The sequence below is a fragment of the Parvularcula mediterranea genome (assembly GCF_013085255.1).
GTDB classification, from domain to species: Bacteria; Pseudomonadota; Alphaproteobacteria; order Caulobacterales; family Parvularculaceae; genus Parvularcula; species Parvularcula mediterranea.
Map to the genome: position 1 here is coordinate 389,429 of NZ_JABFCX010000002.1, position 25,739 is coordinate 415,167.

The following is a 25,739-nucleotide window of genomic DNA, read 5'->3' on the forward strand; positions in this document are numbered from 1 at the left end:
ACCATTCTGCTCATCATCCTGGCGGCGATCATCGCGGTCAGGGCCTACATTCTGTTTGGGTGACGCCATGATGACCCTCGCGCTTTGGCAGAAGATTGCCCTCGTCCTCGGCACCGCCTGCTTCATGGAGTTCTTCGCGTGGTGGGCGCACAAGTACATCATGCATGGCTGGGGATGGGACTGGCATGCTGACCATCACGAACCCCATGACAACATGTTCGAGAAGAACGATCTTTATGCGGTGGTTTTCGGTGTGTTCACGACGATCCTGTTCACCGTAGGCTGGCTCTATTTCCCGCCGCTCTGGTGGATCGCTGCTGGTATCTCCGTCTACGGACTGGTCTATACCTTCGTCCATGACGGGCTGGTGCACCAGCGCTATCCCTACAATTGGGTGCCGAAGAAGGGCTATTGGAAGCGCCTCGTCCAGGCACACAAGCTGCACCATGCGACAACCTGCAAGGAAGGCGCGGTGAGCTTTGGCTTCGTGCTGGCACCTGACCCGCAGAAGCTACGCGTCAAGCTCCGTGAGCTGAAGGAAAAGCGCCGGGCGGCGGGGACCGCCTAAGCCGCGATCGTCTTGGCGAAGTAGCCGCGGATGAACTCTGCGAGCAGCGCCAGCGGTTTGTCCTTGCCGACAGCTCTCACCGCATTGTCGAGATGCTTGTTGGCGAGCGCCGTGCCGCCATCGATGCTGGCCCGCCCGCCAAGGGCCGCGGTCGACTTGCCCTCGTCCATGCCCGTGGTCTTGCCCGCTGTCGCCTCGCAGGCCGTCTGGTCGAGGACGTCGTCGAAGGCTTGATAGGCAAGGCCCAGAGCGCGGCCATAGGCCCTGAGGGCGCGGCGATCTTGGTCAGAGCAATTGCCCGAAGCGACGCCTCCACATTCGGCTGCCGCGATGAAGAGAGCACCCGTCTTGCCCTCATGGATAGCGTCGAGGGAGGCGGTGTTCTCGCCGGAATTGAGGTCGAGCGCCTGGCCATGCACCAGCCCCTGCCAGCCGACAGCGCGGGTGATGATGCGGAGGATTTCGATGCGCCGTTCAGCTTCCAGCGAAGGCGCCTGGGCGACGATCTCGTAGGCACCGTTGATAAGGCCGATCCCTGCGAGGATTGCAATGTCCTGGCCATATTCGGAGTGCGCCGTCGGCACGCCCCGTCGCAGGTCGGCGTCGTCCATGGCGGGCAAATCGTCAAAGACGAGCGAAGAGGTGTGGATCATCTCGATCGCGCAGGCTGCATCGAGAGCGTCCTCGATCGTGCCGCCGTGCGAGCGGGAGGCGATGAGGGTGATGATGGCGCGGAGGCGTTTGCCGGGTGCAAGGAGGCTATGGCGCGCAGCAGCGGCTGGTCCCTTGGGGTGACCCTCGGGTACAAGCTGGGCGAGCCTGACATTGATCAGCTCGCGCAGAGATTCGAGATCGAGCCCTGAGCCCAGTTGTGCTGCCATGGTTCCTTCTCCCGTAGGTGAAGGATATGGCTGAAACGGTTCCCGAGGAAAGGACTGAAACGCCAGTGCCGCACCTTCGTGCAGCTTCGGGCGCCTAAGCGGTGCGGCGAAGCTCGCGGATAGCGGTCAGCGCTTCGTCGACCGAGCTCTGGATCTGCTCCTTGAGCGCAACGCGGACCTCGAAGACGTCCTCGTCAGTGCCGGTCATCTTTTCAGCGCGTTCGCAATAGGCGCCGACGGTCCATGCACCGATCCCGCGCGAGGCACCCTTGAGAGCGTGGGCGATAGAGCGCCACTCCTCGTTCGGGCCTTCAGGGTTCAGAAGACGGAGGCAACGCGCAACCTGACCCTCGAAGATGGTCAGAACTTCGTCCCGCAGCGCCGCATCCCCTGCAACGTAACGGTCCAGATGATCAAAATCGATGGCTTGGTCAGTCATGGGGAGACAGTAACAGTCGAGCGTTAATGTCCCGTCTTCAAAGCCTTGATTTTGTCTTCACTTGGTGAGCGCGGAGCCTAGCGCTGGTACTTGATGAACGGGGTCTTCTTGGCGATCCGGTCGTAGAGCTTGCGCGCTTCGGCATTGTCGTCGGCGGTCAGCCAGTAGACGGCCCCGAACCCGCGCCTGTCGGCTTCAGCGTAGACGGCTTCGATCAGCGCCCGGCCGACCCCCTGCCCCCGGGCTTTTGGCGGTGCGAAGAGATCCTGAAGGTAGCAGACGTTGGCTTCCTTCCAGCAGTGCCGGTGCTCCATGTAATGGACGAGGCCAACCGCCTCGCCGCCTTCCCACGCGATGAAACCGCAAGGGTCATAGGGCTCGGCCGAGAGAAGCCGGGTGAAGGTTGAGGCGTAGACCTCTTCGGGCACGCCTGATTCGTAGAACTCGAGGTAGCCGCGCCAGAGGTCTCGCCAGACCCCGCGGTCGGCCTCGGTGATCGGCCGGACCTCGACCATCAATCCCTCGGCGAGATGACGTGATCGACGAACTCGCGAAGGCCCGTCTGGCGACGGCGTTTCAGGCGCTCGGCCTGGAGGATAGCGCGAAGCTGGGTGTCAGCCTTGTCGATGTCGTCGTTGAGGATGACATAGTCATACTCGGCATAGTGCCCGATTTCCTCGTCCGCCTGCTCCATCCGCTTGGCGATGACGTCGTCACTGTCCTGCTTACGGCGGCGCAGGCGGTCCTCCAGCGTGTCGCGAGAGGGCGGCAGGATGAAGACGGAGACCACGTCGCCGCCGGCGCGCTCATCGAGCTGCTGCTTCCCCTGCCAGTCGATGTCGAAGAGGATGTCCCGGCCCTCTTCGAGGGTGTTGAACACCGCTTCCTTGGGCGTGCCGTACTTGTTGCCGAAGACCGTGGCGCTTTCGAGGAAGAGGCCTTCCTCATCCATGGCTTCGAACTTTTCGAGGTCGGTGAAGTGGTAATCCTTCCCGTCGATCTCGCCCGGGCGCATCGGCCTTGTGGTGGCGGAGACGGACAGTTCGATCTCGGCATCGGTTCCGAGGAGACGTTTGGACAGAGTCGTCTTGCCCGCGCCCGAGGGGCTCGAGAGGACGAGAAGGAGGCCGCGGCGCTGGATCGAGACGGGGTTCGGCATCGGGCGGATCTACTCCTGACAGGCAAAGAAAGGCTTCAAGCACACCCCGTCCGGCTAGGCGAGGTTCAGGACCTGCTCGCGAAGAGAATCGACCATTTCCTTGAGGTCGAGGCCCTGGTTCTTGAGGGCAGCGGTGGGGAGCTTGGCCGTCAGGGTGCTCGCCTCGCGCATCAGCTCCTGCGTCAGGAACTCAAGCCTCCGCCCCGGCGTGCCGCCCTTGGCGAGGAGCTCGGTGAAGGAGGCGAGATGCACTTCCAGCCGGTCGAGCTCTTCGGAGACATCGGCCTTGATGGCGAGCATGGCCGCTTCCTGCGCGATGCGGTCAGGGGAGACGTGCTCAGCGAGGAGTTCTCCGAGTTGGGTCCTGAGGCGCTCGGCCATCTGGTCACGGGCGCCGGCGACGTCGTTGCGGATCGAGCCGACACGGTTGGTCATGTCTTCGCAGCGTTCGGTGAGGAAGGCGGCGATGCGGGCGCCTTCGGTGCGGCGAGCCTGGAGGAGCGCGTCGAGGCCTTCGCGGAAGCTTGCTTCGAGTGTGTCGAGGTCAGCTTCAGTCAGGGCTGCGTCATTGGTCGGCGGGGCGAGGACACCGCGCATGGCGAGGATCGCTTCGGGTCGTGGCTTGTCGCAGTCGACGGCCAGCTGGACCTTGGAGATCGCGGCAGCGGCAGCAGCGAGCGCTTCGTCATCGACGACAAGGCCGGTCAGAGCTTCGCTGCGGTCGAGCTTGAGCGAGATCTGGGCATTGCCGCGCCCAAGCGCCCTGCCCGCTTCGCGGATCTTGGGCTCCAAGGGGTCGGTGCCGACGGGCAGCTTGATCTTGAGGTCGAGGCCGCGGCCGTTGACGGATCTCAGCTCCCAGCGCCAGCCGAGGGTTTCGGAGCTGCCTTCAGCGACCCCGAAGCCCGTCATGGACTGGAGCGCGGAGGCGGCTCCTTCGCTCACTGGCCCTGCGCCTTGCGGGCCCGCTCAATGGCGCGCCAGCGCTGGACGTTGGCCTGATGCTCACGGAGCGTCGCGGCGAAGGCGTGACCGCCCGTGCCGTCGGCGACGAAGTAGAGATCGTTCGTGTCCGCAGGATTGAGGACTGCCGCAAGGGACTCCTTGCCGGGGTTGGCGATGGCCGTCGGCGGTAGGCCGCCGTGCCGGTAGGAGTTGTAGAGGTTGTCGGAATTGTTGAGCTCCGACTGGCGAAGACCACGGCCCAGCGGCTCACCGCCGGTGATGCCGTAGATGATGGTCGGGTCGGACTGGAGGCGCATGCCGCGGCGGAGCCTGTTGACGAACACGGCAGCCACACGCGGGCGCTCTTCGGGGACAGCCGTTTCCTTCTCGACGATCGAAGCGAGGATGACCGCCTCTTCGCGGGTCTTGATCGGCAGGTCCGGCTGGCGGTTTGGCCAGAGCTCGTCGAGCATCTCTTCGTGGGCGGCGACCATGCGGGCGACGAGCGCGTTCCGCGTCTCGCCCCGCTGGTAGGCATAGGTTTCAGGCAGGAGATGGCCTTCGGTGGGGAGCTCCGTCGCCTCACCTTCGAGCATCTCCGCAGCGGTCACGAGACGCGCGGCCTGGGCCACGGTGACGCCTTCGGGGATCGTGACGAAGCGCAGGAGCGGGTCGCCCTCGGCGAGGATCTCGGAGACATCCTTGATGGAGCTGCCGCCTGGCACGACGAACTCACCGGCTCGCAGTTCCTCAGCGAGGCCCGTGGCACGGCCGTAGTAGTAGAAGAGGCCCGGCTCTTCGATGATGCCCGCGACGGCGAGCTTGGTCTCGACGCGCTTGAGGCTGTCGCCCTGCTCCACCCAGACGATGGACTCTTCGCTCAGGGGGCCATCGGCCTGCACACGCCGGGCAAGCTCGAACGCCACGAAGCTCATCGCGGCGAGGACCGCGAGAACGAGGAGAATCAGAACGCGGGCGAAGCCTTCACTGCCGCGCATCTGATTAGACTTTTCGCATGATGACCGATGCATTGGTGCCCCCAAAGCCGAAGCTGTTGGATAGCACGCAATCGACCTGTTTCTCCACCGGTTCCTTCGCCGCAAGGTTGATCGGCGTTTCGACCGACGGATTGTCGAGGTTCAGGGTCGCGGGGCAGATCCCGTCATGCATGGCGAGGAGCGAGTAAATCGCCTCAATCGCGCCTGCTGCACCAAGAAGGTGACCGACCGAAGACTTGGTCGAGGACATGACCAGCCCGTCTGCGTCGGAGCCAAATAGGCGCTCGACAGCGCGCAGCTCAGCTTCGTCGCCGAGGGGCGTCGAGGTGCCGTGGGCATTGACGTAGCCGATGTCGGAAGCCGCAACGCCTGCGCGCTTCATGGCCATTTCCATGGCGCGGTAGCCGCCATTGCCGTCCTCTGCCGGGGCGGTGACGTGGTAGGCGTCGCCCGAAAGGCCATAGCCGATGACTTCGCCATAGATCTTGGCGCCGCGGGCCTTGGCCTGCTCCATCTCTTCAAGAACGATGATTCCCGCGCCCTCGCCCATCAGGAAGCCATCGCGGTCCTTGTCGTAGGGACGCGAGGCCGCTTCGGGGTTGTCGTTGAAGCCCGTCGTCAGGGCCTTGCAGGCGAGGAAGCCTGCATAGCCGATGCGGCAGATCGAACTCTCTGTGCCGCCAGCAACCATGGCATCAGCGTCGCCGAAAGCGATCAGGCGCGCTGCATCGCCAATGGCATGGACGCCCGTCGCGCAGGCCGTGACGACGGAATGGTTCGGGCCTTTGAGGCCGTGCTTCATGGAAACCTGGCCGGAGGCGAGGTTAATCAGGCAGCTGGGGATGAAGAACGGCGAGACCTTGCGCGGTCCCTTCTCATTCATCAGCTGGGTGGTCTGGGCGATGCCGTCGAGGCCGCCAATGCCCGACCCGATGAGAACGCCTGTGCGCTCTTTCTGCTCCTCTGTGTCGAGGGGCAGGCCGGAGTCAGCCAGCGCCATCTCCGCGGCGCCCATGCCGAAGATGATGAAATCCTCCATCCGACGCTGTTCCTTCGGAGGAACCCAGTCGTCGGCATTGAAGGCGAGATCGCCCTCGCGTGGGACCGGCGCGCCGATCTTACAGGCGAGGTCGGACACGTCGAAGCGCTCGTCGATACGGCGCGCACCCGATTTGCCCTCGAGCAGAGCCTTCCACGGCCCCTGCCAGGGTTCTTCGCGCGTACCGCTGCCGACGGGGGTGACAAGGCCAAGCCCAGTCACTGCAACACGTCTCATCATGGGGGACCTCCTCACCGCAGCCGGCATTCGGAGGAATTTTCAGCGGACGGGCAGCGCAGGAACCGGCTCAGCCTGCGCCCCGCCCGGACAAAGAGCTTAGGACTGGCGCTCTTTGATGAAGTTGATGGCGTCGCCGACCGTCTGGATGGTCTCAGCGGCGTCGTCAGGGATCTCGATGTCGAATTCTTCTTCGAAAGCCATGACCAGTTCGACGATGTCGAGGCTGTCTGCACCGAGGTCGTCGATGAAGCTGGCCTTCGGCTCGACCTTCGCAGCGTCCACATCGAGGTGTTCGACGGTGATTTTCTGAACGCGTGCTTCGATATCCGACATGGGTAACTCCTTATTCGTCTCTCAGAATCGTTCCGAGAGCCGTTTGATGATCTTCGCGCTGTAAGGGAAGCAAAAAGGCCGCGCAAGGCGGCCTTTCTACGAATATCATGGCTATTCTGCGGCGAGCCGCTCGGTTTCGCTTCCTCCGCCGTCTCCTTCGGAGCGCACGGGCAGCGGCTCTTTGAAGGTGAGCGTGCGGTAGGGGAAGGGGATCTCGATCCCAGCATTGTCGAGGGCTTCCTTGATCGCCTGAACGACCTTGTCCCGGCTTTCGTGCATGTCCAGCGGCTCGGGCCTCGCCCACCAGCGGACGTTGAAGTTGATCGAGCTGGCGCCGAATTCAGCTGCAAAAACCTGGGGTTTCTTGTCTGCTCCGAAGTCGAGCTTGTCGAGCGCGCCCTGAATCACCTCGCGGGCATGGGCGACGTCTTCGTCATAGCCGACGCCTGCCACGATGTCGTAGCGGCGGTAATCAGGATCGGTCCAAACGCGGACCGGGTTCTCGAAGAGATGGGCGTTCGGGACAAGCACCAGCTCGCCATCGACCCGGCGGAGATAGGTGTCCCTGAGCGTGATGTGCTCGATCCGGCCTTCGACGCCATCCGCCTGTATGTAGTCGCCTATGGCCATCGTCTTTCTTGCGAGGATCAGGACCCCGGCCATGAAGTTCTTGAAGATGTCCTGGAAGGCGATGCCAATGACGATGCCGCCGACGCCGAGACCGGCGACGATGGACCCGGCATTGATCGAGGGGAAGAGGACCGTCAGCGCTGCGAAGCCTCCGAAGAGCCACACGCCAACACCAGAGAGCGTCTTGAAGAGGTCCTTCAGCGACTGGCGCGTGTCAGCACGGTTGGCCAGCCATCCGACGATAAGGCGCACGGTGCGGGCGATGACCCAGGTGATGAGAAGAATGACCGCGACGACCACGAGCTTGGGCGTCAGCGCTAGGGCGCCATCCCAATAGTCGGCGAAGCGTTCGGTGAGATAACCCGGGAGATCCGAGATGCTCGTGACTTCAGACGGCTTGGCAGCGTCTGCCGTCGGCGACGCGCCAGGGTTTTCGGGGTTTGCGTTCTGCTGATCCTGCATGATGCAGTGCAAACGCCACCGATGACCAGACGTTCACCCGGCTCGCGAGGGCGTGAAGGTCTGCTGATGGGCCGGATGAGGGAGAGGAGTGGGTCACTCCCCTGCCCTCATGCGCAATCAGATCATCGCCATACCGCCATTCACGTGGATCGTCTGACCCGTGACGTAGGCGGCTTCGTCCGAGGCGAGGAACGCTGCGGCAGCGGCGATCTCTTCCGGCGTGCCCATGCGCTGGGCCGGGATGTTGTTGTTGATCGCAGCCTTCTGGTCGTCATTGAGGGCTTCGGTCATGGCCGTGGCGATGAAGCCCGGCGCGATGCAGTTCGCGGTGATGCCGCGGCTCGCGACCTCGGCGGCGAGGCTCTTGGTCATGCCAATCATGCCCGCCTTGGAGGCGGCGTAGTTCGACTGGCCCGGGTTGCCGGTGACGCCGACGATCGACGTGATGCCGATGATCCGGCCCCTCTTCGCCTTCATCATACCGCGCAGGCAGGCCTTGGCGAGGTGCCACGACGCCGTGAGGTTCACCTTGATGACATCGTCGAAGTCCTCCGCCTTCATCCGCATCATCAGATTGTCTTTGGTGATGCCTGCGTTGGCCACGAGGATTTCAAGGCCGCCCATCGCGTCCTGGGCGCGCTTCGGCAGCTCGTCACAGGCCTCAAGATCGGAGAGGTCAGCGGGCAGCACGTGCACGCGCTCGCCAAGATCCGAGGCGAGCGCTTCGAGTTTGCCTTCGTTGCGGCCGGAGATGGCGACGGTAGCGCCCTGTCCATGGAGGGTGCGGGCAATGGCCTCGCCAATGCCGCCGGTGGCGCCGGTGATGAGAGCGGTTTTGTCGGTCAGTGAAAACATGGCCGCTGGTTAGGCGGTGCCGGGGCAGCTGTCACGCGGGCAGTGCTGCCGGATCGAAACCTTTAGACCTCTGCTTCCTGCCTGGAAGATTGTTCAGCGCCGCCGAGTACCTGCTCAATCGCCTGCTTGAGGGTATCGGGTTTGAGGGGCTTGGGCACGAAGCCGTTGACCCCGACCTCGATCATGGCGGTCTGGTCGATTTCCATGGCGTCCGCAGTCACCGCGATGATCGGGAGGTTTCTCCGGCTATCGCTCCGCCCACGGATGGCGCGGACAAGGCCCTCGCCGTCGAGCTTGGGCATATGGCGATCCGTGAGCAGAATATCGAAGTCAGCTGCTTCGAGGATCTCAAGCGCCTCGGCACCGTCCTCAGCGAAGACTGGCACAGCGCCCCAAGCCCTCAAGAACTCTCCGAGCACGAGCCGGTTGACCGCGTGGTCCTCGGCAACGAGCACACGCAAGCCGTCAAAGCCGCCGAACTGGAGGGAGGAGGCAGGCTCGTCAGACGTCTGTTCAGCAGCCTCTTGCAAGGGAAGCGTCACCGCAAACTCGGTCTCGCCCGGTGTCGACCGGACCAGCTCGATAGCTCCGCCCATCAGTGTACAGAGCTGGTCAGAGATGGAGAGCCCAAGGCCGGTTCCGCCGTAGCGGCGGCTGGTATCCTGCTCGCCCTGCTCGAACGGCTTGAAGAGCGTACCTGCGGCTTCAGGCGTGATCCCCTTGCCTGTATCGATTACGCCGAAGCGGAGCTGTGAGCGGTCGGGCCGTCCAACGCGAACGGTGACGCTGCCCGTTTCGGTGAACTTGATTGCATTGGAGACGAGGTTGCTGAGGACCTGCCTCAAACGCTGGTCGTCGCCAACCACGCGCCTTGGGATGTCGTCGGCGATCTCCAGATCGAGGGACAGGCCCTTGCCATTGGCGGTCTCGCGGAACGTCTGCTGCACGGTGGCGAGGAGCACCCGAAGATCGAAGGGCCTCGGGTCGAAGGCGATCTTGCCCGCCTCGATCTTGGAGAAGTCGAGGACGTCGTTGAGGAGCGCGAGAAGGTGCTCACCGGATCCCTTCACATTGACGAGGAGGTCGTTCTGGCGGTCGAGGAGCGGACCGGGCCCGCGCGACAGGAGCGCCTCCGTCAGTCCGAGCACGCCATTCATTGGTGTACGGAGCTCATGGCTCATGACAGCGAGGAACTCGCTCTTAGCCTGCGCCGCGCGCTCGGCTCTTCGCCACGCCTTCTCGAAGCTCTGGAGCGCGCGCTCACCACCATAACTCAGCGCTGCTGACAGGCTGGTTGCGAGGGTCAGTGCGAAGAACGCCTGGAAAAGGCGCTGCTGCGCCGGCCCGGGGGTCCATCCGGGGTAGTCCGTCGAGCCGGAAAGCGTGATGCTGTACTGCATGAGCAGCACCAGCGTCGCGAACCCGTAAAGCACAAGCGAGGAGCGCCAGCCACCGATGAAGGCCGCCATCATCGGTGCCACGACGATGAACGGAAGAAGGGCACTGTGGATGCCAGCACCCTCGCTTGCGACGATGAGGCCGCCTAAACAGAAGACGCCAAAGGCGGCGACATAAAATGGCGGGAACTTGACCCAGCGAAGAAGGTGCGCGGTCGCGAGAAAGGCGACAATGCAGCCAAGGCTTGCCCAGTGGTCACTAGTCCAGGCGCGGTAGGTGTACCACATGCCCGCAAGGTTGAGGACCTGAAGCCCAACGAAGATCCAGGCGACATAGTAAGTGGCGCGGGCGCGCATCATATCCCAAGGACGCATCTCCTTGGAAATACGAAGAAACTTCTCGTAGCGCTTCAATACCTCTTGGGACATGCCATGCAGTCCTGGTCGCCAAGCCTCTGATAGTGAGGGCAAATGGTTGCCAGCGTCTCAATTCTGCATGGGCAAAGACTAGGACCAGTCTAGAGATTTAATCGCGTCCATGTCCTTCGGGTCGCCGAAGTTGGCGGTTTGCTTGGATCCGTCGATCTTTTTCATCATGCCGGAGAGGACTTTGCCTGCTCCGAGTTCGAGGAAGGTCTCTGCACCCTGCTCGCTCAGCGTGCGGATGCAGTCCTGCCAGCGGACGCGGCCGGTGACCTGTTCGGTCAGTGTGCGGCGGACCTCTTCAGGCGTAGTGACGAGGGTCTGGTCGACGTTCGCGATGACCGGCTTCTGCGGTGCTTCGACGGTCGCTTCGGCGAGAGCTTCGGCCATGCGCTCTTGTGCCGGGGCCATGCCGCGGGAGTGGAAGGCGGCCGAGACGTCGAGCTTCAGCGCGCGCTTGGCGCCCTTGTCCTTGGCGAGGATGCAGGCCTTGTCGATGCCTGCGGACGGGCCGGACAGCACGGCCTGTCCGGGGCAGTTGTCGTTGGCGAGCTCAACGCCAGCCTCAGCGGCGACGGCTTCTGCGTCCTCGATCGACAGGCCGAGAATCGCGGCCATGGCGCCCTCGCCCACCGGCATGGCGGACTGCATGGCATCACCGCGGATACGGAGGAGCTTGGCCGTGGTGCGGAGCCAGAGCGAGCCTGCGCAAGCGTGGGCGGAATATTCGCCGAGAGAGTGACCTGCAAGGCCGACGACCTTGTCGAGGGTAAGGCCGGCCTCATCCATCAGCACCCGGAAGGCCGCAACGGAACAGGCCATCAGCGCAGGCTGGGCGTTGGTGGTGAGGGTCAGCTCTTCCTGGGAGCCTTCCCACATGAGCTTGGAGAGGTTCTGGGAGAGCGCCTCGTCCACCTCCTGGAAGACCTCGCGGGCCACGGCAAAATTATCGCTGAGCTCCTTGCCCATGCCGACCTTCTGGCTCCCCTGACCGGGGAAGATGAGCGCGAGATGGGACATGGATGGCCTCCTTCAGTGAAACTGAGGAGCGTCTAGCGGGCGGCGGATGGCTTCGCAATCCGCCCTACGGTGGCCTACTCAGTGCCAACTTCCCGGCTGACCGGAGGGAGAGCCGGGATCCAAGACCTGAACTTTCTCGCAGAAAGCGCGTATCGGTCCATGGGTCCCGGATAAGCGCTTTCGCACTTTCCGGGAAAGCGTTCAGCGGGGCCTAGCGCAGCTTGACCGCCGTACCGTTGCAGCTGACCATCAGCATGCTTCCCTTTTGCGTGTCGACGGCTTCGTAGTCGATGTCGACGCCGACAACCGCATCGGCGCCCAGCTTCTTTGCTTCGTCGCGCATGTCGGCCATGGCGTGGTTTCTCGCCTCGCGCAGGGCCTTCTGGTAGCCGCCTGAGCGCCCGCCGATGATGTCGCGCACGCCTGCGAAGAGGTCGCGGAAGTAGTTGACGCCGAGGATCGCCTCGCCTGCCGCAATGCCGAGCACTTCGGTAGTCTCGCGCCCAGGAACGCTGTCGGTTGTGGTGATGATGGTCATTTCGTCAGTGTCCCCCGTGCCGGGTAGTCGTTCTTCATGATGTACTCGAGCCCGCTCGCGAGATCATCGAAGGGCGGCCTCGAGAATGGGACGCTCTGGACATAGGCAGCGTAAAGCTCCCCCGTCGGACGGATCAGGAACAATCCGGGCTCGGAGAAAACTTCCGGCTCTGACTCTTGGAAGCCCTCCGAGATATAGAGCCCCCATTCCCGCGCGGTGGCTTCGGGCAGGTCGTGGAGCAGCGTAAGGCCGTTCAGCTCCCAGTTTTCATAGGCCTTGGACGCCCGCTTCTGGCTGTCCATGGAGATCGCGACCGTGGTCACGCCGAGCTCCTCAAACCGCTCGCGGTGCTCAAGGAACTGCTTCAGCTGCTTCTTGCAGATCGGGCAGTGAAGCCCTCGGTAGAAGATCAGCATGGTGAAGTTCTGCGCGGCGGAGTTAGCCAGCCGCCAGCTGTCTCCACCAAGCATCGGCACTTCGAGTTCGGGAACGATTTTTCCGGGTGTGAGCATGGGATCCTCCTTTGCCATCGGGGACAGCGTGGGAGGGATGTAGGTTCCGGATCCCAGACAGCAAAAGGCCCGGTCAGCCCTCTCGCTGACCGGGCCTTCGTGCCCCCTCTGGACAGCCGCTTTTAGGCCGCGTCCTGAGCTGTGTAGACCTTCGTGGTGACTTCGCCGTCGAGTTTGAAGGCGGCGACGACGCGGTCGAGATGGTCGAACTCGTGCTTGGCTTCGCCGATAGCATGGGTGTTGCGGTCGACGAGGGTGTTGTTGCCTTGCGTCAGGCGATCGAGGTCGGACATGGCCGCGTTGATCTCGCGCAAGGTCAGGTTCTGACTGTCCGTGGCCTGAGAGACCTCGTCGATCAGGACCACGTTCTGGGAGACTTCCTCGACGATGGCCTTGAGGTCCTCGGCAGCCTTGGAGACGAGCGTCACGCCGCCCTTGATCTCCTCATTGGACTGACCGATCAGCTGGCCGATCTCTTTCGATGCATTGGCCGTGGACTGAGCAAGGTTCCTGACCTCTGCCGCGACGACTGCGAAGCCTTTGCCTGCCTCGCCCGCACGGGCGGCTTCGACAGAAGCGTTGAGCGCGAGGAGGTTGGTCTGGAAGGCGATCGATTCGATCACGGAGGTGATCTCGGTCACTTTCTTCGACGACTTGGCGACGCGGTCCATCGCTTCGTTCGCCTCGGTCATGACGCGGCCGCCCTGTTCAGCGCGATCCTGCGTATGGCGAGCATTGTCGCGCATCTCGCTGGTCCGCTTGGCGGTGCTTTCGACCGTGGTAGTGAAGCTCTGGAGCGACGCGGAGGTCTCTTCGAGGGTCGCCGCCTGGGTCGAGGTCTGGGCCGACAGTTCGTCCACGGAGCTCATCAGCTCGTTGAGGGACGAACCGACGCGGCTCGACGTGTTACGCAGATTATTGATGACGTTCTTCAGGCCATCGGCGGAGAAGTTCACACCATCGCGAAGGTCCGCGAACGCGCCTTCGAAATCGCCTTCGATCCGCTTCGTCAGGTCTGAGTCCTGAAGAGCCTTCAGCACGAAGATCGTCTCTTCGAGGCCACCCTTCACCGTGCCCACAAGGGCATTGAGGTTGGCAGCGAGCTCATTCAGCTCCTCGTCCTCGAAGTCAGCTTCCACAGTCTTGGAGAAGTCGCCGGACTGGGCCGCGCGGACCACTTCGCCGATCGACGAGCCGAGCTTCTGGATCATCGCGCGGCGTTCAGCCTCGAGACGTTCCTGGGCTTCGATCTCGGCCTGGCGCTGGCGTTCGGCGGCGGCTTCGCGCTCTTCCTGGGCCTTGCGTTCAGCTTCAGCGCGCTCTTCGAGGCGGCGTTTTTCTTCTTCCGCCTTCTCGCGCATGGCCTTGGCTTCGGCGTCTTGACGCTTCTTCTCGGCGATGCGCTCCTTCTCGGCAGCCTCTTCGCGGAGCTGGCGCTCACGTTCTTCGGCGGCGAGTTTTTCCTGGCGGCGCTGTTCTTCTTCCTGACGGCGGCGCTCGGCAGCGGCCTCGCGCTCCTGACGGGCAAGCTCTTCGGCCTCCGCCTTCTCTTTCATCAGGCGCGCTTCTTCTTCGAGGCGCTTGCGCTCCGCTTCGGCTTCGGCCTCGCGTTGACGTTCGCGGGCTTCCATCTCTTTCTGAGCGGCTTCTTCCTTGAGCTGACGTTCGCGTTCGGCAGCAGCTTCGCGTTCCTGACGGGCGCGCTCTTCTGCTTCCTGACGTTCCTTCTCAGCCTGCATCTCGGCCTTGCGGCGCTCCTCGGCAGCTTCGCGCTCACGGCGCTCCGCTTCGAGGGCCTGCTCCTGAGCAGCGAGCATCTCCTTGTTCATTTCCTCCGCCTTCAGAGCGTTCTCGCGGAACACTTCGAGGGCTCGGGCCATGGTGCCGATCTCGTCCTGAATATCGAGGCCTTCGGGCTTCTGGGTCAGGTCGCCTTCGGACACCTTGTTCATGACACCCGAAAGGGCATCCATGCGGCGCAAGATCCCTCTGTGGACGTAGAAATAGCCAAGCCCGACGGCGACGCCGAGGCTGATCACCGCGATGATCGAGAGGATCCAGGTGTTGGCTTCCGCGCTGGCGAGCGTCTTGGCTGCAGCGGCGTCAGCTGCGCCGGAGATGTCGGTCATCAGCTCGGAAATGGCTTCGTTCTGGCGCTGCACGGCGGCCTGAGCGAGGACGCGGGCGTCATCGGCGCTGGCGAAGTTTGAGAGCTCGTCACGGCGCACTGCGAAAAGGCCTGCCTCACCGGTGCCTGCGTTCAAGAACGCATCGGCAGCGGTACGGACGGCTTCGGTCGCGCTGGCGCCGAGGATGGCGAGGTTGATCCGCACATCGTCAGCATAGAGGGCGAAATCGCTTTCGAGGCCCGAAATGGCTGCCGGGTCTTCAAGAAGCGAAAGGTCCGAATAGAGCGTGGCGATGGTCTTCACCGACAGCCCGAGGCGCAGGAGCGTCTCGACGTCGGCGCCAGACGCGCCGTCGATGGCTTCTTCGAGGGCTTCGCTCAGCGTGCCTTGCGTCGCCTTGGCAGATGCGATGATGTCCATGCGCTGAAAGCGGCGCTCGAGATAAGCACCGTTCGCTTCGTGCACGGAATTGGTGGCGTCCATCAGGGACGTCCGGGCTTCCTCGACATTGATGAGGTGGCCCTCGCCGACGATTTCAGCGTCAAGCTCGCTGACGATCGTGGCGCTGTCTTCAAAACGGGTCAGGAAGCGCTGGTAGTTTTCCTCCCGCGCTTCCATCGTTTGCGAGCCGATCAGGTCGCCGACATCGTCGCCGAGGCGTTCCGATGCCGAAGCGAGTTCACTCGCGTGCCGGGCCTGGGGCAACTTCTGCATGCTGACCTGTCGGACAGCCTCCGATGTCGCAAAAAGCGCGACGACAGCGATCGCCAATGCAATGAGCTGCAGCAAGGCCGACGTTGTCAGCCCGCTGAGTAACCGTGTCCGGATCGTTGTAAAACGATGCATGTGCCCCAAGCCCTCTTTTTACTCAGACGGGTGATCAGCCCGTCAGTTTGAATTGAATCTTTTTGGTCAGAGTTGCCGGCTTGCCCGGCTCAAACTTCCAGCGCTGAACTGCGCGGGTCGCTGCCGTGTCGAAAATGCCCGGCGGCGTCGCGGAGACCACGGTGGCCGACGAGACACTGCCGTCATCACCGACGACGATGCTGACGATAACCTCGCCCTCGAGATCACGGCGTTCGGCTGCGCGCGGGTATTCCGGCGGAACTGCTTTCACCAGCGCAGGTTCCTGCGCCATTGCGAAACTCGAGCCCACCGATCCCAGGAACACAGCCGCAAGGGCGGCCGGAATCGAGGCGCGAGCAGATTTTTTGGTACTGATCATTGCTCTCTCCTCATGCGCCGGACCCCCTCCGGCGATGAGCAATGAGTAGCGCTTGGCTCTTAAGACTGCGTCATCAAACAGCCAATAAAGGCCTGCGCCAGATGCTTCTTTTAGAAAGAAGCGCTTAAGATTTGCGCAGGTTTGCTTTGAAAGCCGGTGCCGGAAGCCCTGCGATTCTTAGGCTTTTCTGAGAGATTACGCTTAACAGCGGGCCCCTGACCGATTGGGGCGGAAATAAGGAATGTTGGTGGCCGGGTAAGGCAAAGCGGCGGCCCGTCTGCCGGACCGCCGCTCTTTTGTTAGTTCAGCATCTGGCCCTCTGGCGCCCCGGAGAGCGGCGAGGAGCCGCCGAGGCGGAAGGCTTCACGCCCTGCCAGCGGCTTGCCGTTGAGGGTCAGGCCGTTCTCATCGGCGTCGATCAGGAGGCCCATGCCGTCTTTCACCTCGCCGGAGAGGATCCGCTCAGCCAGCGGGTCCTGCACAGCCTTCTGGATGACGCGCTTCAGGGGACGCGCACCGAAGGCCGGGTCATAGCCGGCTTCCGCCAGCCACTCGCGAGCCCCTTCCTGCAGGTCGATCGTGATCTTCCGCTCGACCAGGAGCTTTTCGAGGCGGGCCATCTGGATGTCGACGATCGCGCCCATCTGTGCCCGCTTGAGCCGGGAGAAGAGGATGATTTCGTCGAGGCGGTTCAGGAACTCGGGCCTGAACGCGCCGCGCACGGCATCCATCACCTGCGGCCGGACAAGCTCGACCTCCTGATCCTCCGCGAGGCCGGTCATGAACTCGGACCCAAGATTCGAGGTCAGGATGATGAGCGTGTTGCGGAAATCGACCACCCTCCCCTGACTGTCGGTCAGGCGGCCCTCGTCGAGGACCTGCAGGAGGATGTTGAAGACATCCGGGTGCGCCTTTTCCACCTCGTCGAAGAGGACGACTTGATAGGGACGCCTGCGGACGGCCTCGGTCAGGACGCCGCCTTCTTCATAGCCGACATAGCCCGGAGGCGCGCCGACCAGGCGGGAGACGGCGTGCTTCTCCATGTACTCCGACATGTCGATCCGCTGGATCGCCGTGTCATCGTCGAAGAGGAACGCTGCCAGCGCCTTGGTCAGCTCGGTCTTGCCGACACCCGTCGGGCCGAGGAACAGGAAGCTGCCCAGCGGTCGGTTAGGGTCCTGAAGACCGGCTCGCGCACGCCTGACCGCCGAAGCAACGGCGACCACGGCCTCGTCTTGCCCGACGACACGCTTGTGGAGAGCATCCTCCATCTTGAGGAGCTTCTCGCGCTCGCCTTCGAGCATCTTGTCGACGGGGATGCCGGTCCATTTGGAGACGACCTGCGCGACGGCCTCGGCATCCACGACTTCCTGCACGAGGTCGCCGGGGTCTGCGTTCTGGGCCGTTTCGAGCTCCTTCTCGACCTGCGGGATGCGGCCATATTTGAGCTCAGACGCACGGGCGAGGTCGCCGGTGCGTTCGGCATCGGCCAGCTCGGCACGCATGCGGTCGAGCTGCTCCTTCAGCTCCGTGGACGAAGCGAGAGCTGCACGCTCGCCTTCCCACTGGGCTGTCAGCTCAGCGGAGCGCTGCTCCATGTCGGCGAGCTCGATTTCGAGGGTCTGGAGACGGTCCTTCGACGCATCGTCCTCTTCCTTGAGGAGAGCCTCGCGCTCGATCTTCATCTGAATGATCTGACGGTCGAGATTATCGAGCTCTTCAGGCTTGGAATCGACAGCCATGCGCAGGCGCGAAGCCGCCTCGTCCACGAGGTCGATGGCCTTGTCCGGCAAGAAGCGGTCGGTGATGTAGCGGTTCGACAGAGTCGACGCGGCCACGATGGCGCCGTCGGAGATCCTGACCCCGTGGTGGAGCTCGTACTTCTCCTTGAGGCCACGCAGGATCGAGACGGTGTCCTCGACCGTGGGTTCGGAGACGAACACCGCCTGAAAACGCCTTGCGAGGGCCGCGTCCTTTTCGACGTGCTTGCGGTACTCATCGAGGGTCGTGGCACCGACGCAGTGGAGCTCACCTCGCGCGAGCGCAGGCTTCAGGAGGTTTGACGCATCCATCGCGCCGTCGGATTTGCCTGCGCCGACCAGCGTATGCATCTCGTCGATGAAGAGGATGATGCCGCCCTCGGCCGCTTCGACTTCCTGCAGGACGGCCTTCAGCCGCTCCTCGAACTCGCCGCGGTACTTCGCGCCTGCGATGAGCGCGCCCATGTCGAGGGAGAGGAGCTGCTTGTCCTTCAGGCTCTCCGGCACGTCACCATCGACGATCCTGAGGGCGAGGCCCTCGGCGATGGCGGTCTTGCCGACACCCGGCTCACCGATGAGGACAGGGTTGTTCTTGGTCCGGCGCGACAGGATCTGCATGGCGCGGCGGATCTCCTCGTCGCGGCCGATGATCGGGTCGAGCTTGCCTTCCCGGGCCCTCGCGGTGAGGTCAGCGGCGTAGCGCTTCAGAGCGTCATAGGCCTGCTCGGCGCTGGCACTGTCAGCGGTGCGGCCCTTGCGGATTTCGTTGATAGCGGTGTTGAGCGCCTGGGGGCTGGCTTTCGCTTTGGCCAGCGCGTCCTTGGCGCTACCTTCCATTCCGAGGGCCACGAGGATGCGTTCAGCGGTGACGAAGCTGTCGCCTGCCTTCTTCGCGATCTCTTTGGCGCGGGTCAGCACCTTGGCGAGATCTTGCGCGAGATAGGTCTGCGCACCCTCGCCTTCGACCGAAGGCAGCTTGGAAAGCGCCTGATCGGAGAGCTGGAGCGCAATGGCAGGGTCTCCGCCAGCGCGGCGGATAAGGTTGGAAGCGAGCCCCTCGCTGTCATCCAGCATCGCCTTCAGGAGGTGATGGGGCGTGATCTGTTGGTGGCTTTCCCGGACGGCAATCGTCTGGGCAGCCTGAATGAGACCGCGTGCACGGTCGGTGAAGTTCTCAAATTGCATAGCGACCTCTGTTGAGCATCGAACATTCCGGCGCCCCAGATGGCAGCGCCTTCCGAGAATGTGGGGATTAGCAGGTCCAGTTCAACGGCAGGTTGCGGCGAAACTGTCCGGACAGGCGCGCATCCACTTGATCGCAGCCCCGCTCTTGCGGTGCGCGGTGGTTACCCGCAGACCCTTGGGGACGTTTTTTCGGGGCCCAGCATGACCTTTTCGACCCTCTCCCGCGCCATTCTCATCGGCGCGTCCAGCATCGCCCTTCTCGCGGCCTGCGGGAACAACCGGGCCGAAGAGGCCGCTCCCACCGAGACCAGCGCCCCGGCGGCGAGCCCTGAAACCACCGCAGAAATGAGCGAAGACGCCCTCCTCGATCAGATCATCGCGGAGAGCACCAAGGCCTATTTCCGGGCCCATCCACGGAACGCCAGCTACGCCAACCTCTCGGCAGAAGATGCGGGCGGACGCTACAACAACCGGTTCGAGACCCCGGGGATCGCCGGTGTCGAAGAGCGCCGCGCCGTGGCCCAGCGCCTCAAGGACCGACTCGCTGGCCTCGACATGGACAAGCTCTCGCCCAAGCACCGCGAGATGGCCATGATCCTGACCGCGCAGGATGCCGATCTCGCTGAGCTCTACTCGATTGCTGACGATGCTGGCTACGTCCTCGGCGGCAGCTATCACAGCCCCTACGTCTTCAATCAGATCAGCGGCCTGCACGTCGACCTGCCGCAGTTCATGACGCAGGCACACGGCCTGTCGAACGCTGCCGACGCGGAAGCCTATGTCGAGCGGCTCGATGCTTTCTACGACCTCTTCATGGGCGATATCGAGATCTTCGAAGCCAACGCTGGCGCAGGTGTTCTGCCCCCTGACTATGCCATGGAAGGCGCGATCAACAACGCAGCCCGCTTTATCGCAGGCGAACCCGAGGACAACATCCTCGTGTCCCACCTCGCCGGAACGCTCGAAGAGCTGAGCGTCGAGAACCGCGACGAGCTGGTGGCGAGCGCCGTCGCCGCGGTCGAAACCTCCGTCTACCCCGCATATGAAGCACTTCTCGAAATGCTGCGCCGGCATCAGGATGACGCCACCCACGACGCCGGCATCTGGGATATTCCCCAGGGCGACGATCTCTACGCAGCCCTCGCCAAGGTGAATGGCGAGAGCGAGCGCACGCCTGGCGGCATCCACGAGCTGGGCCTCGCCGAAGTGGGCCGTATCCACAAAGCGATGGAAGCCCGCTTCGAGCAGATCGGCATGACCGAAGGCTCGATCGGCGATCGGCTCGCGGCGCTCACGGCGGACCCCGAGCAGCTCTTCCCGAACACGGACGAAGGCCGCGAAGAGCTTCTCTCCTATGTCCGGGAGCTCGCCGAGGAAGCCGACGACGTGATGGCCGACTACTTCCTCGTCATGCCGTCAATCGGCGTCGAGGTGGTCCGGGTCCCCGAATATGCCGAGCAAGGCGCACCGGGCGGTTATTACCTTCAGCCTGCTGAAGATGGCTCACGCCCGGGTCTCTACTTCATCAATTTGCGGGATACGGCGACCCAGCCGAAGTTCTCGCTGCCGACCCTCACCTATCACGAGGCCACGCCAGGCCACCACTTCCAGCTGGCCCTCGCCGTCGATGACAAGCAGACGCCCCTGCGCGTGCGTCAGGTCGCCTCGACCAATGGCTTCGCGGAAGGCTGGGCGCTCTACTCCGAAAGCCTTGCCGAGGAAGTCGGTCTTTATGCAGACGATCCCTATGGCGACATCGGCCGCCTGCGTGACGAGCTCTTCCGCGCCGTCCGCCTCGTCGTCGATACGGGGATGCACGAGAAGCGCTGGTCACGCGAGGAAGCGATCGATTACATGGTCGCCAATGCTGGCATGGAGCCTTCAGGCGTTGCCATCGAGATCGAGCGCTACTCCGTCTGGCCTGGCCAGGCCCTCGCCTACAAGATCGGCATGCTGAAGATCCAGGAACTGCGCGCAGCAGCTGAAGAGGCCCTCGGTGAGGATTTCGATATCGGCGCCTTCCACTATCAGGTCCTTCGCGACGGCGGTGCGCCGATGCCGGTCCTGAAAGAGCGGATCCAGGCCTGGGTCGAGGATGGTGGCCCGGCGCCTGAGCTCAACTGAGGGCGGCGGCGATGAAGCTCTACGGATACTGGCGCTCTGGCACGTCCTACCGCGTGCGGGTCGCACTGGCGCTCAAGGGCGTCCAAGTCGAGCAGGTCGCCGTCAACCTTCTGGAGGCGGAGCATAAGGGTGAGGAATATCTTGCCCTCAACCCACAAGGGCTGGTCCCTTCGCTGATCCTCGACGACGGGACGGTGATCAACCAGAGCCCAGCAATCCTCGAATATATCGACGAGGCGCTGGCAGGCCCGGATCTTCTGCCCAAGGACGCGCTTGGCCGTGCGAAGGCCCGTCAGTATGCGGCGATGATCGGGTGCGACATCCATCCGGTGCAGAACCTCCGCATCCTGAAATACATTCAGAACGAGCTTGGTCATGAGCGCGACGAAGCCTTCAATTTTGCCGCGCACTGGATCGACGTCGGCTTTGCCGCGATGGAAGAGCAGCTGTCGCGTGACAGCTGGTCTGGTCCCTTCGTGATGGGCGAGAAGCCGACGCTTCCCGACTGCTACCTCCTGCCCCAGCTCTACGCCGGCCGCAGATTCGGCGCATCGGTTGAGCGGTACACGAAGCTTCTCAAGATTGAAGAGGCCCTCAACGCCCTCCCCGCCGTCGCCGCGGCGCACCCCGACCAACAGGCGGACGCGCAGGTCTAGGGCTGCCTCTCGGGATCTGCGTTGCGTAGCCTCTGCGCCCGGATCGCAACGCTCTGCGGCAGGCGATGAGCGGGCGGGCGTTCCACAAAGCTTCGCCGCTGAGTGTCGATGCGGATCTCGGCTGCTGTGCCGATCGCCCAACCGCGGCGTGTGATTCGATGCTCTGTCGACAGCGGCTCCCGGACGCTCGCAATGATCGAGTGACACGCCGAGCCAAGGAAAGCGCGCAGTCTTCCGCTCGCGAAACACTCCGGACCTGTCTCTAGCCGCCTGCTGCCTGCTGCCTGCTGCCTGCTGCCTGCTGCCTGCTGCCTGCTGCCTGCTGCCTGCTGCCTGCTGCCTGCTGCCTGCTGCCTGCTGCCTGCTCGGGCCGTCAGCGATGATGCGGAGCAGGTCCAGACAAAATCATGCCGACGACGAACATGCCTTCAGCCAAGAAAAAAGGGCCGCGTGTCGATCACACGCGACCCTTGGAAGGATCACTCCGCCCCGGAGGAGCCGAGGCGCTGTTGGCCTTAGCCCTCTTCGGCGGGGGCTTCGGTTTCTTCAGAGGCGTCTTCAGCTTCCTCATCGTCGAGGCCCCGCTCGGCCCTGACGAGAGACTCTGCCGTTTCGCCGCCTTCTTCGACCTGAGCGACAAGCTCACGACAGGAGGCGATCTGCTCGTCGGGAACTTCCGTCCGGCCGCCAAGCTCGATCACGTCGAGGATCGATTCGCAGCGCGTGATCTCACGCTCCTTACGCTCGATTGCCTGGCGCAGCTCGACTTCGCGCTGTTGCGCGAGCGTGCTTTCGATCGTGTCGATGTAGGTCACCCACGAACGCGACGTAGCCCCCTGACCAGGGTATCGGCCTGCACGGACAAACTCGCGGCGTGCTGCGGCACGGCTTTCGGCACTATCGCTGTCCTCTTGGAACAGAGCGGTACCGATGAGCACGTAAGCATTGCCGATCTCGCGCTCGGTCAAGCCACCACGGCGGATCGCTTCACGGAGGTTGCGAATGGCAAGCTGGTAGCGCTCGTCAGCGAGATAGCTCTGACCCAGCTGGTAGTAGAGCGAACCGTCGCTGCGCTTCGGTGCGGCTTCGGCGAGGATCGCGATAGCCTCGTCCTGCTCACGAGCCGCGGCCCAGAGCTGGGCGAGAAGCTCGAGATTGCTGAGGTTACGCTCGACATTGCCAGCCTGCATCTCAGACGAGAGCAGCTTGGCACCGCGGAACGGGTTGTTCTGGTCGTAGTAGAACTGCGCCAGCGTCCGGATCTTGCCGCCATCGGTGATGAGGCCTGCTTTGTAAGCAAGCTCGAGCACCGCGAGGGCGTCAGCGTTCCGGTTCGCCTCGTTGTAGAGGAAGGCCAGCTGCGACCAGTAGCTCTCCGTATTCGGGAAGAAGTTCACGGCCTGCTCGAGGAGATCACGGCGCTTCGCGCTCATGTTCAGCTCGGAATAGATGAGGTTCAGGAGGCCATAATAGTTCTCGGTTCTGTTCCCTGCTGCTTGGTCAAGCTGCAGAGCACGCTCTGCAGGTCCCATGGCGCCGCGATAGTCATCCTTCTGGGCGTAAGCACCAGCGATGATGAAGTAGTCGCTGGCCTCTGCGTCCTGCGGGAAGTCGCGGACATAGTCCTGCATGAAGCGGATAGCGGCATCGAACTGCTCGGTCTGATAGTAGAGCTGCGCAATACCGCGGATGAGGTTCTTCTCACGCGCCGAGGGAAGGACATCGAGTTCCAACGCGCGACGGAAGTCACGGATGGCGCCCTGATAGTTCTCGACCTGGAAGTAGAAGTTACCGCGGATCTCGAGCGCCGTTGCCTCGTCATAAGGCGGGATGCTGCGCGAGAGGAGCTGGTCCAGACGGGCAATTGCCTGTTGGAACTGCGGAGGCTCTTCGTTGGCGAGGTTGAGGGCGTCATTGAGGGCCCGGCCCGAACGCTCAGAGAGGGTCTGACGCGAACGGCGTTGATCCTCGGCTTCTCGCTCGGCCTGCGTCTGCTGAGCAGCGAAGGCAGGAGCGGATACGACACCCGTTCCAGCGAGCATCAGCGCAATACACGCGGCCGATGCCTGGCGGCGGAGGTTCGAATGCTGACTTAGAAGCTTCATCGTCTCTTATCCGCCAATCTCGAAGCGAATGACCGTGCGCACACCGCGACGGGGAACCGCCTCGCCTTTCACGATCTTCGGCTGATACTTCCAGCGCTCTGCAGCGCGGATAGCGTAGCGTTCGTAGCAACGATCCGAGCTCTCGAGGACGCGGACGTTCACGACATTACCGTCCGGCGTCACGTCAAACTCAAGCGACACATACTCGGTGCCTTCGTCGTCATCGATGCAGCGTTCAAAGCCCGACGGGTTGACCCGCACGAGGGGCTGGGCGTCGCGGTCAGGGTTGAAGCCCGAACCGATGTCGACATCCGTGCCGAAATCAGGAGCAGCTGCGCTGACGCCTTCGACCTGCGGCTGGAAATTCTGCCGCTGGATCGCCGGAGGCGGCGGCGGCGGAGCGTCAAGCTTGGGACGCTCGAACCGGCGCTGGTTCTGGATCTCGGAGTCCTCGATCTGGTTGGTGATGCTGATATTCACCGGTTCCTTGTCTTCGCCGAGATCAACCTCTCCAGGAGCGATCTGGGACCACATCAACAGGAAGAGGCCCATAACAACGACAGCGGCGAGCGGAACGCCAACGACTGTCCGGATGATGCCACCCATGTTCTTCCTCCAATCAGCCATTCCCGCGCATCAGCGACGGGTGGCCTTGAAATTCTACTCAGCGACGGTCGACAGAGCGACGTCGGAAATGCCTGCGTCCTTGACCTGCTGAAGCACGTCGAGGGTGATCTCGGACTTCGCGCCTGCGTCAGCCTGAACAACAGCGTTTCCCTTCGGCGTTTCGCGGCGAAGTTCTTCAACCTTGTACCGGACCTCGGACAGCTCAACCTGTTCCTTGTTAATCCAGATCTGGTCGTTTTCATCGACAGCGACGAGAACTGCAGGTTTCTGCTCAACCTGCGTTTCTGCCACCGGACGGATCACGTCGACGCCGGGTTCCTTGATGAAGGTCGACGTCACGATGAAGAAGATCAGCATGATGAAGACGATGTCGAGAAGCGGCGTGATGTTGACGTCTTCTTCTTCTTCAGCTGCTGACTGCAGCGACTTTCTAGCCATCTGAACACCTATCGGTTCGGTTCAAACTACGCCTCTCGGCGCGGATACGGAGCGGGCACGGTCCCGAAGGACCGGACCCGGTTATTGCTTGGCCTGCGGCGCCAGGATGATCCGGGCGTAGCGGTCCGGTCCTGCTGCCTGGCGGGCTTCGTCGAGGGTCGTAACCATGATGCCCGTTTCACTGTCTCCAGCGGCAGAGATGATGACGACGCCTTTCGGCTCTTTCGCCATGAACTCTTCCACGACCGGCTTGGTCGATTTGGGGTCCACGACCCGGACATCGTCCACCAGCACGAAACCATCAGCCTGCACCGTAAGAAGGAGTGACGGCGGCGGAGCCGTGTCGTTTTCTTCTTCGTTCGGGGTCGGAAGATTGGGGTTCAGACCATCTTCATACACGAACGTCGCCGTCACGATGAAGAAGATCAGCATGATGAAGACGATGTCGAGGAGCGGCGTAATGTTGACGTCTGACGCCTCACCCGCTCCGCGTGCTCTTCTGCGCATCGCTTAGTCCTCCAGCGCAAGCTTGTCGGCGGCAGTGGCCACGGCTTGCTTCTGTTGGCGCTCAAGGAAGTTGAGCGCGATGATGCCCGAGAGCGATGCAACCAGACCCGCCATCGTGGGGATCGTAGCCTTCGAGATACCGCCAGCCATGAGCCGAGCGTTCGAAGAACCGGTCACGGCCATGACGTCGAACACCTCGATCATCCCGGTGACGGTTCCGAGGAGACCGAGAAGCGGAGACACCGCAACAAGCCCCTTGATGAAACCGAAATTGCTCCGGGCTTCGAGATCGACTTCGGAGATCAGCTTCTCGCGGACCGCCTTGGCGTACCAGGAACGGTGCTCGTCGCGAGCCGCCCAGCTCCGCTCGGCCTTTTTCTGGACCGAGCCGCGCGAGGCGAGGAAGTAGATGATCCGCTCCACAATCAGTGCCCACATAATGAAGGTCACGATCATGATGAAGCCGAGGACCGGGCCTCCCGCGAGGAGGAAGGCCTGAATCGCATCGAATGGGTTCAGGAGAATTTCCATAGACAACCTCCCG

General features: G+C 63.0%; 25 protein-coding genes. 3 read left to right on the forward strand and 22 right to left on the reverse strand.

Annotation, left to right across the window (positions count from 1 at the left end; all coding sequences use genetic code 11):
• Positions 1-70 precede the first annotated feature (70 nt).
• Positions 71-568: a sterol desaturase family protein gene (locus HK107_RS02460; RefSeq protein ID WP_173198708.1), complete on the forward strand. Its 498-nt coding sequence runs from the start codon at positions 71-73 to the stop codon at positions 566-568.
• Here HK107_RS02460 and HK107_RS02465 read toward each other — a convergent pair.
• The 17 genes from HK107_RS02465 to clpB form a co-directional block, all read right to left on the reverse strand.
• Positions 565-1,449, reverse strand: coding sequence for a polyprenyl synthetase family protein (locus HK107_RS02465; protein ID WP_173196469.1), 885 nt, complete (start codon positions 1,447-1,449; stop codon positions 565-567). The genes HK107_RS02460 and HK107_RS02465 overlap by 4 nt on opposite strands.
• 94 nt (positions 1,450-1,543) lie before the next feature.
• Entirely contained in the window at positions 1,544-1,888 is a 345-nt protein-coding gene (locus HK107_RS02470; RefSeq protein WP_173196471.1) for an Hpt domain-containing protein, read from the reverse strand.
• A gap of 77 nt (positions 1,889-1,965) precedes the next feature.
• Positions 1,966-2,403: a GNAT family N-acetyltransferase gene (locus HK107_RS02475; protein ID WP_173196473.1), complete on the reverse strand. Its 438-nt coding sequence runs from the start codon at positions 2,401-2,403 to the stop codon at positions 1,966-1,968.
• Positions 2,403-3,047: a guanylate kinase gene (gmk, locus tag HK107_RS02480; RefSeq protein WP_173196475.1), complete on the reverse strand. Its 645-nt coding sequence runs from the start codon at positions 3,045-3,047 to the stop codon at positions 2,403-2,405. Before gmk ends, HK107_RS02475 begins: the two co-directional genes overlap by 1 nt.
• 54 nt (positions 3,048-3,101) lie before the next feature.
• A complete protein-coding gene (locus HK107_RS02485) occupies positions 3,102-3,992 on the reverse strand; it encodes a YicC/YloC family endoribonuclease (RefSeq protein WP_173196477.1) in 891 nt (296 codons plus the stop codon).
• Positions 3,989-4,990: an endolytic transglycosylase MltG gene (mltG, locus tag HK107_RS02490; protein WP_173196479.1), complete on the reverse strand. Its 1,002-nt coding sequence runs from the start codon at positions 4,988-4,990 to the stop codon at positions 3,989-3,991. Before mltG ends, HK107_RS02485 begins: the two co-directional genes overlap by 4 nt.
• Positions 4,991-4,994: 4 nt before the next feature.
• The gene (gene fabF, locus HK107_RS02495) at positions 4,995-6,266 is read right to left on the reverse strand and encodes a beta-ketoacyl-ACP synthase II (protein ID WP_173198710.1); all 1,272 of its coding nucleotides are present in this window, start codon (positions 6,264-6,266) and stop codon (positions 4,995-4,997) included.
• A 99-nt stretch (positions 6,267-6,365) separates the two neighbouring features.
• Positions 6,366-6,602: an acyl carrier protein gene (locus HK107_RS02500; protein ID WP_173196481.1), complete on the reverse strand. Its 237-nt coding sequence runs from the start codon at positions 6,600-6,602 to the stop codon at positions 6,366-6,368.
• Between the two features lie 111 nt (positions 6,603-6,713).
• Positions 6,714-7,694, reverse strand: coding sequence for a mechanosensitive ion channel family protein (locus tag HK107_RS02505; RefSeq protein ID WP_173196483.1), 981 nt, complete (start codon positions 7,692-7,694; stop codon positions 6,714-6,716).
• Positions 7,695-7,811: 117 nt separating this feature from the next.
• Complete coding sequence (gene fabG, locus HK107_RS02510) at positions 7,812-8,549, reverse strand: 3-oxoacyl-[acyl-carrier-protein] reductase (protein ID WP_173196485.1); 738 nt, start codon at positions 8,547-8,549, stop codon at positions 7,812-7,814.
• A 62-nt stretch (positions 8,550-8,611) separates the two neighbouring features.
• Positions 8,612-10,375 (reverse strand): ATP-binding protein, encoded by a 1,764-nt coding sequence (locus tag HK107_RS02515; RefSeq protein WP_173196487.1) that lies wholly within the window; start codon positions 10,373-10,375, stop codon positions 8,612-8,614.
• Positions 10,376-10,453: 78 nt separating this feature from the next.
• Positions 10,454-11,389: an ACP S-malonyltransferase gene (gene fabD, locus HK107_RS02520; RefSeq protein ID WP_173196489.1), complete on the reverse strand. Its 936-nt coding sequence runs from the start codon at positions 11,387-11,389 to the stop codon at positions 10,454-10,456.
• Between the two features lie 211 nt (positions 11,390-11,600).
• Positions 11,601-11,927 carry a YbjQ family protein gene (locus HK107_RS02525; RefSeq protein WP_173196491.1) on the reverse strand — a complete coding sequence of 109 codons (327 nt, stop codon included), beginning with the start codon at positions 11,925-11,927 and terminating at the stop codon, positions 11,601-11,603.
• Positions 11,924-12,439, reverse strand: coding sequence for a peroxiredoxin-like family protein (locus HK107_RS02530; RefSeq protein WP_173196493.1), 516 nt, complete (start codon positions 12,437-12,439; stop codon positions 11,924-11,926). Before HK107_RS02530 ends, HK107_RS02525 begins: the two co-directional genes overlap by 4 nt.
• 122 nt (positions 12,440-12,561) lie before the next feature.
• Complete coding sequence (locus HK107_RS02535; RefSeq protein WP_173196495.1) at positions 12,562-15,357, reverse strand: methyl-accepting chemotaxis protein; 2,796 nt, start codon at positions 15,355-15,357, stop codon at positions 12,562-12,564.
• 91 nt (positions 15,358-15,448) lie between these two features.
• Positions 15,449-15,793: an energy transducer TonB gene (locus tag HK107_RS02540; protein ID WP_173196497.1), complete on the reverse strand. Its 345-nt coding sequence runs from the start codon at positions 15,791-15,793 to the stop codon at positions 15,449-15,451.
• A 299-nt stretch (positions 15,794-16,092) separates the two neighbouring features.
• Positions 16,093-18,738 (reverse strand): ATP-dependent chaperone ClpB, encoded by a 2,646-nt coding sequence (gene clpB / locus HK107_RS02545; protein WP_173196499.1) that lies wholly within the window; start codon positions 18,736-18,738, stop codon positions 16,093-16,095.
• A gap of 201 nt (positions 18,739-18,939) precedes the next feature.
• Between clpB and HK107_RS02550 the strand changes: the two genes are divergently transcribed.
• Positions 18,940-20,862 (forward strand): DUF885 domain-containing protein, encoded by a 1,923-nt coding sequence (locus tag HK107_RS02550; protein ID WP_173196501.1) that lies wholly within the window; start codon positions 18,940-18,942, stop codon positions 20,860-20,862.
• Positions 20,863-20,873: 11 nt separating this feature from the next.
• Complete coding sequence (maiA, locus tag HK107_RS02555; protein ID WP_173196503.1) at positions 20,874-21,518, forward strand: maleylacetoacetate isomerase; 645 nt, start codon at positions 20,874-20,876, stop codon at positions 21,516-21,518.
• 515 nt (positions 21,519-22,033) lie between these two features.
• On the opposite strand, the gene HK107_RS02560 is transcribed toward maiA, so the two are convergent.
• The 5 genes from HK107_RS02560 to HK107_RS02580 all read right to left on the reverse strand — a co-directional run bounded on the left by HK107_RS02560 (position 22,034) and on the right by HK107_RS02580 (position 25,726).
• Complete coding sequence (locus HK107_RS02560; RefSeq protein ID WP_173196505.1) at positions 22,034-23,623, reverse strand: tetratricopeptide repeat protein; 1,590 nt, start codon at positions 23,621-23,623, stop codon at positions 22,034-22,036.
• Positions 23,624-23,629: 6 nt separating this feature from the next.
• On the reverse strand, positions 23,630-24,229 hold the full coding sequence (locus HK107_RS02565; protein WP_173196507.1) for an energy transducer TonB: 600 nt from the start codon (positions 24,227-24,229) through the stop codon (positions 23,630-23,632).
• Positions 24,230-24,283: 54 nt separating this feature from the next.
• Positions 24,284-24,688, reverse strand: coding sequence for an ExbD/TolR family protein (locus tag HK107_RS02570; protein ID WP_173196509.1), 405 nt, complete (start codon positions 24,686-24,688; stop codon positions 24,284-24,286).
• An 81-nt stretch (positions 24,689-24,769) separates the two neighbouring features.
• On the reverse strand, positions 24,770-25,195 hold the full coding sequence (locus HK107_RS02575) for an ExbD/TolR family protein (RefSeq protein WP_173196511.1): 426 nt from the start codon (positions 25,193-25,195) through the stop codon (positions 24,770-24,772).
• Positions 25,196-25,198: 3 nt separating this feature from the next.
• The gene (locus HK107_RS02580; protein WP_173196513.1) at positions 25,199-25,726 is read right to left on the reverse strand and encodes a MotA/TolQ/ExbB proton channel family protein; all 528 of its coding nucleotides are present in this window, start codon (positions 25,724-25,726) and stop codon (positions 25,199-25,201) included.
• Positions 25,727-25,739 lie beyond the last annotated feature (13 nt).